General features: G+C 66.2%; 12 protein-coding genes and 1 pseudogene. 9 read left to right on the plus strand and 4 right to left on the minus strand.

What is annotated here, in order from left to right:
* Positions 1-7 precede the first annotated feature (7 nt).
* Positions 8-853, minus strand: a complete 846-nt coding sequence (locus FHU36_RS01280; RefSeq protein ID WP_246501908.1) for a fumarylacetoacetate hydrolase family protein — start codon at positions 851-853, stop codon at positions 8-10.
* A gap of 115 nt (positions 854-968) precedes the next feature.
* Here FHU36_RS01280 and FHU36_RS01285 point away from each other — a divergent pair, with 115 nt between their 5' ends.
* A complete protein-coding gene (locus tag FHU36_RS01285) occupies positions 969-2,279 on the plus strand; it encodes an aspartate aminotransferase family protein (protein ID WP_185081979.1) in 1,311 nt (436 codons plus the stop codon).
* A gap of 282 nt (positions 2,280-2,561) precedes the next feature.
* Here FHU36_RS01285 and FHU36_RS01290 read toward each other — a convergent pair whose 3' ends face one another.
* Entirely contained in the window at positions 2,562-3,104 is a 543-nt protein-coding gene (locus tag FHU36_RS01290) for a hypothetical protein (RefSeq protein ID WP_246501909.1), read from the minus strand.
* A 560-nt stretch (positions 3,105-3,664) separates the two neighbouring features.
* Here FHU36_RS01290 and FHU36_RS01295 point away from each other — a divergent pair.
* The 5 genes and pseudogenes from FHU36_RS01295 (at position 3,665) to FHU36_RS01315 (ending at position 7,155) form a co-directional block, all read left to right on the plus strand.
* The gene (locus FHU36_RS01295) at positions 3,665-4,114 is read left to right on the plus strand and encodes a hypothetical protein (RefSeq protein WP_185081980.1); all 450 of its coding nucleotides are present in this window, start codon (positions 3,665-3,667) and stop codon (positions 4,112-4,114) included.
* A gap of 335 nt (positions 4,115-4,449) precedes the next feature.
* Positions 4,450-4,586, plus strand: a pseudogene (locus FHU36_RS01300) (IS5/IS1182 family transposase); the annotation flags it as partial.
* Between the two features lie 149 nt (positions 4,587-4,735).
* Complete coding sequence (locus tag FHU36_RS01305) at positions 4,736-5,377, plus strand: pentapeptide repeat-containing protein (protein WP_246501910.1); 642 nt, start codon at positions 4,736-4,738, stop codon at positions 5,375-5,377.
* Between the two features lie 16 nt (positions 5,378-5,393).
* Positions 5,394-5,669 carry a hypothetical protein gene (locus tag FHU36_RS01310; protein ID WP_185081982.1) on the plus strand — a complete coding sequence of 92 codons (276 nt, stop codon included), beginning with the start codon at positions 5,394-5,396 and terminating at the stop codon, positions 5,667-5,669.
* A 67-nt stretch (positions 5,670-5,736) separates the two neighbouring features.
* Entirely contained in the window at positions 5,737-7,155 is a 1,419-nt protein-coding gene (locus tag FHU36_RS01315; protein ID WP_185081846.1) for an IS4 family transposase, read from the plus strand.
* A 234-nt stretch (positions 7,156-7,389) separates the two neighbouring features.
* Here the strand turns inward: FHU36_RS01315 and FHU36_RS01320 are convergent, their stop codons facing one another.
* The gene (locus FHU36_RS01320) at positions 7,390-8,766 is read right to left on the minus strand and encodes an IS1380 family transposase (protein WP_185081983.1); all 1,377 of its coding nucleotides are present in this window, start codon (positions 8,764-8,766) and stop codon (positions 7,390-7,392) included.
* 407 nt (positions 8,767-9,173) lie between these two features.
* On the opposite strand from FHU36_RS01320, the gene FHU36_RS01325 reads away from it, so the two are divergent.
* The 3 genes from FHU36_RS01325 (at position 9,174) to FHU36_RS01335 (ending at position 11,848) form a co-directional block, all read left to right on the plus strand.
* Positions 9,174-9,638, plus strand: coding sequence for a hypothetical protein (locus FHU36_RS01325; RefSeq protein ID WP_185081984.1), 465 nt, complete (start codon positions 9,174-9,176; stop codon positions 9,636-9,638).
* Positions 9,639-9,698: 60 nt separating this feature from the next.
* Positions 9,699-10,895 (plus strand): IS4 family transposase, encoded by a 1,197-nt coding sequence (locus FHU36_RS01330; protein ID WP_221495727.1) that lies wholly within the window; start codon positions 9,699-9,701, stop codon positions 10,893-10,895.
* Between the two features lie 251 nt (positions 10,896-11,146).
* Positions 11,147-11,848, plus strand: coding sequence for a tyrosine-type recombinase/integrase (locus tag FHU36_RS01335; protein WP_221495728.1), 702 nt, complete (start codon positions 11,147-11,149; stop codon positions 11,846-11,848).
* Between the two features lie 235 nt (positions 11,849-12,083).
* Here FHU36_RS01335 and FHU36_RS01340 read toward each other — a convergent pair whose 3' ends face one another.
* Positions 12,084-12,299 carry a type II toxin-antitoxin system prevent-host-death family antitoxin gene (locus FHU36_RS01340; RefSeq protein ID WP_185081985.1) on the minus strand — a complete coding sequence of 72 codons (216 nt, stop codon included), beginning with the start codon at positions 12,297-12,299 and terminating at the stop codon, positions 12,084-12,086.
* Positions 12,300-12,321: the final 22 nt, after the last annotated feature.

The raw sequence follows: 12,321 nt of genomic DNA on the forward strand, positions 1-12,321 counted from the left end.
TCCTACTTTAGGCAGACCGAAATTTGACCGTATTCACCAGCGTGCCGACTCCTGTCACGGTCGCCCGCATCGTCTCGCCGTCCTTCAGCGGCGCGATCCCGGCGATGGTCCCGGTCGCGATCAGGTCGCCCGGCATCAGGGTCATGCCGTCCGACAGGTCCGCGATCAGGCGCGGAATGTCGAAGACCATCTGCTTGGTGTTGGCCCGCTGCCTGACCTCGCCGTCCACCTCCAGCGTCAGCTCCAGCGCCTGCGGGTCGGACACCTCGTCCGAGGTCGCCAGGTACGGCCCGACGGGCGCGAAGGTGTCGAAACCCTTGGACTGGTCCCACGGCACGTTTCTGGCGATGTTGGCCAGCTGCAGGTCTCGGGCGGTCATGTCGTTGATCACGGTGTAGCCGGCGACCGCCTCCCGCCAGCGTTCGGCGGGCAGATCGCGGGTGGCCTTGCCGATCACCACGGCCAGCTCCACCTCATGCTCAAGGTGGCGGGTGCGGGCCGGCGCGATCACCGGGCGGTTGTGGCCGGTCAGCGCGGACGGCGGCTTGAAGAAGAGAACCGGCTCGGGGGGCACCTCCATGCCGCTCTCCTCCGCGTGTGCGGCGTAGTTGAGCGCCAGGCAGCAGATCTTCGTGCAGGTGGCGACCGGCGGCTCGAAGAGCACCTCGTCCTCGGCCAGTTCGGGCCGGCGCCCGGCGGCATGCTCGGCCAGGCGGTCCAGCCCGAGCGAGGCGATCAGGGCCACGGGGTCGTCGCCGCCGAGGCCGGCCAGGCTGATCAGGCCGCCATCCGGATGCCGGGCCACCAGCTCGACGGGGCCGGAGGGGGTCCGTCTGATGCGTCCAAGGAACATGCCCCACACTCCACCAAGCGCCCCAGCCGACCACAAGAACCGAAATTTGCGGTGACGACCCGCTTCTTGTCCTGTTGCTTGTGGACAGGGGAAACATCGGCTTTTGATGCTCTGCATGACCCGCACCCTGGACGCCAGCACCGACCTGCACACCACCGCCAAGCGCTACCTCGCCGGCGGCGTCTCCAGCGACGCCCGCCGTACCGCAGGAGTGCCTCTCTTCGTCGACCGGGCGGCCGGCTCGCGCCTGTGGGACGTTGACGGCACCGCGTACGTGGACTACGTCCTGGGCCAGGGCCCCGCCCTGCTCGGTCACTGCCCGCCGGCCGTGGTCGAGGCGGTCTCCGCGCAGGTCGCTCGGGGCATCGTCTATTCGGCCCAACACGCCGCCGAGGTCCGCGTGGCCGAGCGCCTGTGCACGATGATCCCCTCGGCGGAGCGGGTCCGCTTCAACACGGTCGGCTCCGAGGCGGTGCACGCCGCGCTCCGGCTGGCCCGCGGGCACACCTGCCGTCCCAAGATCCTCAAGTTCGAGGGCCACTATCACGGCTGGCTCGACCCGGTCCTCCACAGCGTTCACCCCGCCCTCGATCTGGCCGGCCCCGCCGATGCGCCCGTTCCGGTCCCGGGTACGGCGGGCCAGCCCCCGGCCGCCGATCTCGTCATCGCCCCGTGGAACGACCTCGACGCCCTCACCGTCCTGATGGCCAGGCACGCGGGCGAGATCGCCGCCGTGATCTGCGAGCCGGTGCTCTGCAACACCGGTGCGATCGAGCCACTGCCCGGCTACCTGCAAGGGGTGCGCGAGTTGTGTGACCGGCATGGCAGCCTGCTGATCTTCGACGAGATCATCACCGGGTTCCGGCTCGGGCCCGGCGGCGCGCAGGAGTACCTCGGCATCGCCCCGGACCTGTCGGTCTTCGGCAAGGCGATGGCCGGCGGCATGCAGGTTTCCGCCCTGGCGGGACGCGCCTCGGTGATGGACGACATCTCGACCGGCAAGATCGCGCACGCCGGTACCTTCAACTCCCAGCCCGTCGGCATCGCCGCCGCCGAGGCCACCCTGCGGATCCTGGACGAGCAGCGGGAGGAGGTGTACGGCACCCTGTACGCCAGGGGCCGGGCGCTCATGGCCGGCCTGCGCGAGGCGGCTGCCAAGGCGGGCGTGCCGATGCTGGTCCACGGGCCGGGCCCGGTCTTCCAGACCTACTTCACGCGGGAACGGGAGCCGAGTGTCCGGAACTACCGCGACTTCGCGGCCACGGATCGGGCACGGATGACGCTGCTCCACGCGGCGCTGCTCGACCGCGGGGTCAACATGGTGCCGCGGGGCCTGTGGTTCCTGTCCACCGCCCACACCGAGGCCGACATCGAGTTCACCGTCGCCGCTTTCTCCGACGCCCTGGCCTCGCTTCCGCTCGGTTGAGATGACCAAGGTGACGCCGACCAGGATGCCCAGGATGCCCAGGCCGCCGACGAGCACCTGGAGCGTGATGGGCACCCATGCGAAAGGGTGCCATCCTGGTGGATGACACCCTGCTCGACCAGCGAGAAACTGGTCGGGACGACAGGATTTGAACCTGCGACCCCTTGACCCCCAGGCACATCACATGAGGACGGGATCATGGACGATCACCGCCCCCACCTGGGCTTACGGTCCCGTACGGTCCTCTGGAATCCATGACCGTCCGGGACGGTTGTCACTCAGTTAGTCACCCAGCATCTGGGCTGCGGCTTGGGACTGCTGCCACACGTCACGTCCGTTGCTCCACAGCTCGGAGGCGTGGTACGCGAACCGGTCGAACAGGCCGTCGTCCTGGTAACGCCGCAGGTGCAGCATCGGCGAGTCATGCCCGACGAGCTTGGCCAGATGAGGCGTGACGAGCATTTCCGAGTCGAACCGGAAGACGCTCATGGCGATGTGCTCGTCCCCGTACCTGGCCTCGACTCCTGGGACCTCGCGTAGTTGCTCGATCTCCGACAGGGTGATCCGGATGCGCGTGGAGACCGTCAGCGGGACGTTCTCCACCTCCTCCCGGCGCCGGGTGACCTCGCTCTCAGGGTCGCCGACGAGGAACCGTACCTTGCAGCCCTGCTGAGCTTTCCTCTTGAGGACCTTGGCAAGGTTGGGGTGTTCCAGCCACAGGAAGTAGTTCGTGTAACCGGCGAACACGATCTCGTTGCGCGCCGCGTTGATGAGGTTCCGCCAGATCGACTTCGGACATGCGGAACGATACGGATAAACGGTCAATACTTCCTTATCGGGTCCCGTTTTCACCGTATTGCGAATTGCGTCTGGCCATAACACGGCTGTCTCAACTCCTAGTGCCTCTGCGGCGGCCCACTGATGCCGCAGGTGCGGAACACGAGTCTCATCTTGCAACCAGCGTTCTACCGTCTTCACGTCCACCCCACACCGATCAGCCAAGTTCTGGTTCGTGACCTGGGCGTTCAGCATGGCGCGGCGTAGGGCGACGTTGGCCACGGTACACCTCGGGGGGCAGAGGACGTCAGGGACGTTTTGAGCGTAACGCCGTAACGTCCTGGACGTCTCGGAAACGCGGTGGGTTCGTCACGCGTAAGTAAGCACGCTGATCCCATGTCAACGCCGGTGATTCTCGAAGACCTCCAGGCAGCCTTTCCCGGTTGGTGCATTTGGCGTAGTTCTGCGGGGCGTCTATGGGCAACTCGGAACGGCCGGCGCCTGTCCAAGACAGAGATAGATCACGGCCTCTGCCAGACACTCGATGCCGACGACATCTCCGAGCTTGCCGAGCAGTTGAGGGAACAAGAAGCGGTAGAGCAGGCCCCATGAGCGCCCCCGCGTCCCGAGTGGGCTGCCGCGCCAAGATCATGGACATGCTGCACAGCCCGGCGCGTACGCGGGCCTCGGCCGAATGGCTTGTGGGCCAGCGCGGAACCGTGGTGGGCGTGCTCAGAAGCGGCACCCTGGCGCTGCTCGAACTGGACGGCGAGCCACACATGTTTCCATGCGGAGTACGGCGCTGGTCGGTCCACTGGGACGACCTGCTCGTGTACACGGTTCAGCCTGGCCCCGACGACTCCCCCGATGACTACCGGCTCGGGCTGACCGGTAGCGGCCGTGAAGCAGTCCATCACGCCGTACGACCTGGCACGGTGTTCGGTGCATGTGGAGCGCTGGCCCATCCACTGCCGTTCTGCGGCTGGTCTCTGCCCTTCAAGGCGACGGCGGTCAAGGCGTGTCCGGAGTGTTCTCACCTGGTGAGGACGGCCTCATAGACGAGGCGGCGGCGTGATCGACCTCTCGGCGCTACCGGGTGCGCCGAGCTTCCAGGCTCACGCTGTCGCCTCCCCAGTGGCCGGTGCATCCCACGGCCACTTTCCCCCGTGCCCGATAGCTGCCCGATTGCGTGGCCCGACCGAGGTGTCAACCCCGTCTTCCGATGCCGTGCCCTTGCGGCTTCTACGCGGCCCCACGCCATGCCGCACAGACGGGGTTGACGCCGACCGAGGGACACGAACAATGCGATATCGGGGGCGGGGGTATGGACCTCAGCCCGCGCCCATGTGCGATCGGCACGGAAAGGCGACTTAGCAGAAGCCCTAATAGTGCAGCACATAATAGGCCACCAGGTGAACGTGCCAGTGCGAGTTGAAGACCTGGCGCATCCTCCGCAAGCTACGCTGCTGCCCTCTTCTCGCAGGTCAGCTCGCCAAGGCCATCCTTATCCTTCAGCTCCGCGAGGCAAGTTTAGAAGCACTCAATGGTCGATGGATCAAAATATTGTCCGAGCAGATCGCCATAAAAACAGCGCACTGTTATCCTGGATGCCAGAAACGCGAAACAGGCAGCGATTGACGCCATCAAATGCATCGTCGACAAGAACGGCTGAGAAGACAATGTCATCTGGTACCCGTAATCACTGGACTCCTGCCAGGCCCCCTGAGGACGGCATCGCAGCCCAGCGCGTGCGCGAGTGGATCGATGCTGGCGAGGGGGGACTGGACGCCGTAGGGCTCAACCTCTCCGGCGCCGACCTCTCCCACGGCAACTTCTCCGAATCATGGTTTACCGGCGCAAAGCTGGTGAACATGCGGCTGAGAGGAGCGGAGTTGTACCGCTCGGACGCCCACGGTGCCGACTTCAGCGGAGCAGATCTGACGGAATGCTCGTTGGTGCGAGTCAACCTTGATGACGCGGTCATGCGAGGGGCTATCCTTGACGGAACGAATTTGGCGAAGGCGTCTCTTTATGGTATTGACGCATCAGGGGCAAGTTGTCGCGGAACGCAGTTCATGGGCTCTTCGTTGCTGGGGGTAAATCTTCGTTGCGCAGATCTCAGCAATGCTGTGTTTCAAGAAAATTCATTCAAGGTCACGTTGGATCACAACACCAAGCTCGTTGGTGCATCTGGGTCCGTTTTCGGGCCTGTGGTGATCGTTGAAAATGGGATTTCCCGCGAACTCTCCGGTGCCGCGCTCGAAGAATGGCTCACACTCAAAGGTGGGTCGCTGCGTGTCATGACGAATGATCGGTTCTAATAGCCCATCGCTACTAATGGCCCTCTTCGATGCAAGAGTCCTTCATATCGTTCGCAGAGGCTACTCTGAACAAGACGAGCCGGGCGAACACTATGACGTTTACGTTATCGATTACGGCGCATATGTCGATCTGATCCACACCAAATACGAGCCGCAGGGAATGTTGCCGTTGGATGAGTTCGGCGATGACGATCCCGACGATGATGGCGGCTACGTTGAGGTGCCCACGCAGGATCTGAGAGCAATTCAACACCGTTGCGTTTGTTCGGCCGACGGTTCGTCAAGCCGGTGATCACGACGAACGGGACCTCTGGTAGATCACTTGTGTCGAGCAAGATGATCAAGAACCAGGGGTCCCGTTGCAGGAGAAGTCTGCCATCACCCGCACGATCGAGACAGCCGCGGGCGTCCACGCGCCCGGACATCTGGGCGAGCTGACCCAGATCGTCGACTTCACGCTGGTGGATGCGGTGCTGGAGGAGACCGGGGCACGGGAGAAGCGGTTACGGCTGCTGCCCGCCCGGGTAGTGGTCTACTTCACCCTCGCCCTGGCCCTGTTCGGACACTGCTCCTACCGGGCGACCTGGGGCAAGCTCACCGCCGCTCTGGGCCAGCTCGCGCCGGTGTGCCCGGCCGCCTCCTCGCTCGCGCGAGCGCGACGCCGGGTCGGCGCGGCCCCGCTGCGCCGCCTGTTCGAGATCCTCGCCGGGCCGGTAGCCGGCCCTAGCCAGGCAGGCTCGTTCTACCGGGGACTGCGCACGGTGGCGCTGGACGGCACCCACCTGCACGCCCCCGACGACGAACAGGTCACCTGGCGCTACCCGAAGCGATCCGGGGACGTGCTGGAGTTCGGCTACCCGCTGGTGCGCCTGCTGGTCGTGGTCGAGTGTGGGACCCGGGCCGTGCTCGCGGCCTGTTTCGGCCCCGAGAACCAAGGCGAAGTACCCTACGCACAGCGCTTGCTGGGCTGCTTGGACCGCTCGATGCTGCTGTTGGCGGACGCCGGTTTCGACGCGGTGGAGTTCCTGCGCCAGGTAGGCGCGACAGGCGCGCAGTTCCTGGTGCGCTCCTCCGCCCGGCGCCGCCCGGCCATCCAGCGCCGCCTGCCCGACGGCTCCTACCTGGCCCGCCTGTGCGGCGTCTACCGGGCCAGCGAGGGCTACCGGGCGCTGCCCGTCCGCGTTATCGAGGCGTGGATCACTGTCACCCTCGCCGACGGCACCACGCGGCGTGAGCCGTGGCGCCTGGTCACCAGCCTGGTCGATCACGAGCGCTACCCCGCCGGTGAACTGGTCGCCCTCTATCACCGCAGGTGGCAAGTGGAGACCACCTACTTCTCGATCAAGGTGGCCATGCTCGACGGCCGCGTCCTGCGCTCGCGCAGCGTTGCGGGCCTGGACCAGGAGGTTTACGCGCTACTGACGGTTTACCAGGCCCTCATTCGCACCGCCGCCGACGCGGCGGCCTCCCGGCCGGGTCTGGTCATGGAGCGGATCAGCTTCACCATCCTCCTCCAGACGGCCCGAGACCAGGTCACCACCGCCACCGGCATCCTCCCGCCGGAGCCGGTGGCTCTCGTGGGCGCGATCGGCCGAGCCGTCCTGAACGACCTGTTGCCCGCCGAACGCCGCCAGCGTGTCAAGGCCCGCAGCCGCAAGAACCCGACCAGCAAGTACGGACCGAACGCGGGAAAGCACCCCCAGCAAGCACAGACCTACACCCTCGAAGTCCAGATCCAGATCATGGACCATGGACTTGCATCCCGTCGGCGCCGGTAAACGCAACGGTGTTGGAGAGCAATTCGCCGAGCGATCTTGGAGCTCGATGACTTCGTGAAGGCAGAAGCCCTTAGCCTCGATCTTTCCCGACCTTGAGTTGGTTGGCTGAGGTCTTCGGCTGGAGCTCGACTGGCTCGCTGTGGTCAGCGTGGCTGCCCGGCTGTCGCGCCGGGTAGGCGGGGTTCCACGGGCCCGAGGATTCCTTCCTAGTTCGCTGGGATGGTTTGGTGCTGGTCAGGTCGGCGCTGGCAGGGCTTGGAGTCGTGCCAGGGCGGTCAGGAGTGTGTCGGCCCAGGGCCATCGCATGGCGATGCGCAGGCGTAGGCGCCGGCCACCACGCGCCAGGCGTCCGGCGACCGCGAACAGACGCAACCGCAGGCGTTTGGGCTCGTAGCGGCGGGCATCGGTGCCGTACAGGGCCAGCATCTGCGCCCAGGCGAGCAGTTCACAGGCCAGGGCGACGATCTCGCACCAGATCTGGTTCTGGGTGAAGTCGTGCAGCGGCAGGTTGCGCAGGCCGGTGTCCTTGGCGGCGCGGATGCGGTCTTCGGCGCGGGCGCGGCGGCGGTGGCGTAGTTCGAGGTCGGCGAGCTGGCCGCCGGGGGTGCCGGTGACGAAACAGGTGAAGCGGTGTCCGTCCAGATCGGTGAAGCGCAGCTGGGCCCCAGGGTGCGGGCGTTCCTTGCGGACGATGACCCGCATGCCCTTGGGCCAGCCGGTCAGCTTCAGCAGGCCGGTGAGCTCGGCGACCCAGGCGCCTGGGCGTGGCCGGCGGTCAGCGTCGTATGCCGGGGTCCAGGCGGTGGCCGGGAGTTTGCCGATCGCCTGCGCGATGTCGTCGGTGAGGGTGAAGCCAATGGAGTACTTCAGCCAGCGTCCGGGTCGGGTGAGCCAGGTGAGGAACTCTCGGGTGCCGCCGCCGGAGTCGGTGCGGATGAGCACGTTGCGCCGCAGGTGCTTGGGGAGTTGGGCCAGGGCGAGCCGGGTGGCCTCGATGTGGTCGGCGGCGGTGTTGGAGCCGGCGTTGCCAGGCCGCAGCAACAGGGCCAGCGGTTCTCCACCCCCGCTGGGGCCGTGGTCGGCGAAGGCGGTCATCGGGTGGAATCCATAGCTTTTCTTCCAGGTGGGTGCCGCGTGCTGCTTGTCGGAGTGAGAGATCACGATGGTGGCGTCGAGATCGACGATGACTGGCTGGCCATCGGCTCCGGGGGCGTGGTCGCCGGCCAGGTGCCAGGCGCGTTGGCGTGCGGTGGCGCGGGCGGCACGGATGGCCTTGAGCGCGCGGACCGGATCGGCGGCGAGCCGGTCGATCAGGCGTGAGATGGTCGGGTCGGAGGCGACGGGGCCGAACAGCTGGGGCTGGCAGCGCAGCAGGGCGATGTCGGCGAGGCAGTCTCCGCCCAGGGCGAGAGTGAGGGCGAGATCAGCGATGACTTTGCCTGGGTCGTGTACGGCGCGTGAAGGGCGCCACCGCTCCAGTTCGTGCGACAGCGCCCGATCCAGGCCGGTGATGGCCAGCGTCCGGGTGAGGAGGAGGCCGCCGGCATGAGACAGGAGACCGTTGGCGTCGGCGGACACACTGATCTTGCGGTTGGACGCGATAGTCTGCACGTGAAAAGTGCCTCTTGCTCTGGCGCGGACAGGACCTTCGACAAGCCCTATCCTCCCAGCTCAAAGGCACTTTTCTCATGTAAACGATCAGTCTGGCTCAAATCCTTCGTGAAAGCCCGAGGTTAGGCTTTGAAGCTTCCGTCGTTGACGCCTCGCCGCCGTAGAGCGGGGCGGTGCGCGCCGGGACCGGCCCCCAGGCCGCAGCCCGGCGCGCTGGCCGCCCGGAGCGGGCGGCGGCGCGGCGAGCGAAGCGAGCCCTTGAAAACCTGTAAAGAAACTCTGAGCCAGCTCGCCGACAAACACGTGTCCTGTCTCGCATGATCGCTTTCTGTCCAGGCTCGTGGTGTTATCGACGCTTCGGGAAACCGGACAGCACGGTCGTCATCCGCGGGCTTTAGAGTGAGCGAATGCGCGATGACCCCGAACAGGAACGGCCGCGTGTGGACTCGATCACCAGCGCCGTTCATGAGGCCGACTCCCCGTTGTGGTCAGTGAGAGCCACCGCCGGACGGCGCCTTGCGGCAGCGGCACACGTACCTGAGGTGTCCGAGGTCCTTCACCGCCTCCTGCTGGATCCCGATGACACAGGGGTCACCCAGGAGACGGCGAAAGCCCTCATGCAGCGGGGAGGCGTATATGGGTTGCGCGCCGTGCTGGTGGCACTCGCTTGCGCACAGGATTTCGAAACCGCTGAGCAGCTGTGGGCGGAAATCTGTGGTGATCCCCGGTGGATAACGGAGAGCGGTGCAGATCAGCTTGTCCAGCAGTTGCGGGAGTTGACCTCCGATGAGGACGACGGTGTTCGTACCGAGGCGCAGAGCCTCTTGCTTCGCATGAAGCAGCCCCAGGGAGAACCAATGCCGTTTAGATAGCGATCTTGCTGGTAGCGTCACCTGGTGATCTTGTCGGGTGATGCAGGTGGTTCGGGGCGGTTGACGGATCTGGTGGCGGTCGGCGCGCTGACATCGCTGATCCCTCGCCAGGTCCTGGACGCGGCCATCGCCACGCACGGATGCCGGGAGCGTCGCGTTCGCAAGCTCCCCGCGCATGTGGTCGTCTACCTACTGATTGCACTGTGTCTCTACCCCGACGACGACTACGAGGAGGTCGCCGAGAAACTGACGGTCATGCTGTCGCTGGTGCCGGGGGCACGCTGGGAGGCGCCGACACGTGGGGCGATCACTCAAGCCCGCCAGCGTCTGGGAACGGAGGCGGTCAAAGAGGTGTTTCAGCAGGTCGCCCGGCCTGCGGCGACCGAGTCGACCCCGGGCGCGTGGCTGAACCGCCGACGGGTGATGGCGATCGACGGGTTCGTCGTGGACCTGCCCGACACCGAGGCGAACGTCGCCGAATTCGGCTGCGACAGCGCGGGCGGGTATGAGACCGCCTTTCCGCAGGCTCGGGTGGTCGCCATCAGCGAGTGCGCCAGCCACGCCATCGTGGCTGGCGACGTGGCGGGCTGCTGGGCCGGCGAGCAGACCCTCGCCTTGTCCCTGTATCAGCAGTTGACCGAGGAGATGCTGCTCACCGCCGACCGCGGCTTCTATAGCTTCCCTGCCTGGAACCAGGCACGTCACAGCGGCGCGCACCTGCTCTGGCGTGTCCAGGCCGGGCTGCGCCCGTACTGGCTGCGTGACCTGGAGGACGGGTCCTGGCTCGCGGTCATCGTCAAACCCACCGGCCTGCGCCGATCGCAGAAGGACCGGCTGCGCGAGGCCGCCCGCCAGGGCCGAGGCCTCGATCCCGAGGAGGCGGTGATCGTCCGGGTGGTCGACTACTCGGTGCCCGACCGCAAGGGCGAGCACATCCGTCTGATCACCAGCATCCTCGACCCGGCCGAGGCCGCCGCCGAGGAACTGGCTCGTTGCTACCACGAGCGGTGGGAGGCCGAAACCGGCATCGATCAGCTGAAGACGCACCTACGCGGGCCGGGCCGGATCCTGCGCTCGCGCACCCCCGAACTGGCTTATCAGGAGATCTGGGCCTACCTGCTGACGCACTGGGCGTTATGCACGCTGATCTGCACCGCCGCCACCACGGCCGGAATCGACCCCGACCGGATCAAGTTCCTGGGCACCGTCCGTATCGTGCGCCGCTCGGTCACCGACCGCGCGGCCTTTTCCCCCTGAGCCACCGGATGCCTCCTGGACCCGCGTCCTCCACCAGGTCACGCACCGACGGAACCTGAACCCGCGCCGCCGCCACCGTTCCTATCCACGAGCCGTCAAACGCTCTCGCAGGAGCAGCTACCGTGAGCGGCGCCCCACCGACAAGGGCATCCGGTACACAGGACCGCCGACCGTAACGCTCTTGCCCACACCATCGGCCGCACAGCAAAGACCATGATCAATTGCTATCTAAACGGCATTGGGGCCCCCGCGTGACCGGGTGGCAGCGGGAGTACCAGCGCGCCGAGGACGAGCTTGATAACCCTCGCTCGCTGGCGCTGCCGGACTGGGATACCCTCACGCGGCTCGCCGCCGCGTTGGTGGAGCGCTCGGCCGACAAGTACGTGGGCTGGGGCGAGGTGATCATCTTCGCGGCCTGTACAGCTGCCCGAATCGGTGAGGTCTCCGGGGTACGTGCCGGCGACATCGATCGTGACGCGTGGACCTGGACGGTACGCCGACAGACCACCCCCGGCCCCGGTGGCGTCGTCGACAAGGGCACGAAAGGCAAGCGAGCGCGTACCGTGCCGTTAATCGCGGAGGTCCGCGAGCTGGTCGCTCGACGGCTGGACGCGGTGCGCTCGAACCCGGGCGCGCGCCTGTTCACCGGTCCCCGCGGTGGACGCATCACCACCGCGGTTCTCCGGGACGCCACGCACTGGGACGAGGTGGTGACGAGCCTCGGTTACGAGCATCTGCGCCGCCATGACCTGCGGCACACCGGGCTGACCTGGATGGCCGATGCCGGCGTCCCCGTCCATGTCCTACGCAAGATCGCTGGTCATGGCTCGCTGACCACCACACAGCGGTATCTCCATCCGGACGCCCGTTCCATCGCCGATGCCGGGGAGGCGCTGAGTGCTCATCTCGCGGCCCGCCGGTCCCCAGATGGTCCCCGTCTGCGGGTCGTCTAGCTCATCGCCCGTAGCGGGCACACATACAAAAAGGTCTGTTGATCTGGGCTTTCAACCCGACCAACAGACCTTTCGACCTGTCGGGACGACAGGATTTGAACCTGCGACCCCTTGACCCCCAGAACAATGAGTCCAATCCTCTGGGGTTCATCGTGTCCATCTGTCCAGGTTTGGGCCTATTCTCTCCACCAGCGTCCACAAGGGTCCGTCTCGTCTGTGAGACAGGTGTGAGACGTCACTTCTTAGCGGCCCTATTCAGCAACTCGACAGCCGCGTCCACTCCCCCGGCAGCAACTACGGCGTCACCCAACTCCGCCGGCACGATGGCAGCTTGAGGCTTGCCCCTGCTCGTAAGGAAGTAGACGCGCCGCAGGAGACGTGCGGCGGCCAGCAGTTCGGAGAGGTTGGCGCGAGCTTCGGCGATCGGATGCTCTGTCTTCTCGGTGTCCATGCCGAGAATCTTAACATCAGGG

The organism is Nonomuraea muscovyensis (assembly GCF_014207745.1).
Taxonomy (GTDB): domain Bacteria; phylum Actinomycetota; class Actinomycetes; order Streptosporangiales; family Streptosporangiaceae; genus Nonomuraea; species Nonomuraea muscovyensis.

Bases quoted from the DNA above. Each gene is read 5' to 3' on its own strand.
- FHU36_RS01305 (WP_246501910.1), top strand. From the start codon at position 4,736: ATGTCATCTGGTACCCGTAATCACTGGACTCCTGCCAGGCCCCCTGAG.
- FHU36_RS01340 (WP_185081985.1), bottom strand. From the start codon at position 12,299: ATGGACACCGAGAAGACAGAGCATCCGATCGCCGAAGCTCGCGCCAAC.
- FHU36_RS01280 (WP_246501908.1), bottom strand. From the start codon at position 853: ATGTTCCTTGGACGCATCAGACGGACCCCCTCCGGCCCCGTCGAGCTG.
- FHU36_RS01310 (WP_185081982.1), top strand. From the start codon at position 5,394: ATGGCCCTCTTCGATGCAAGAGTCCTTCATATCGTTCGCAGAGGCTAC.
- FHU36_RS01295 (WP_185081980.1), top strand. From the start codon at position 3,665: ATGAGCGCCCCCGCGTCCCGAGTGGGCTGCCGCGCCAAGATCATGGAC.
- FHU36_RS01325 (WP_185081984.1), top strand. From the start codon at position 9,174: ATGCGCGATGACCCCGAACAGGAACGGCCGCGTGTGGACTCGATCACC.
- FHU36_RS01285 (WP_185081979.1), top strand. From the start codon at position 969: ATGACCCGCACCCTGGACGCCAGCACCGACCTGCACACCACCGCCAAG.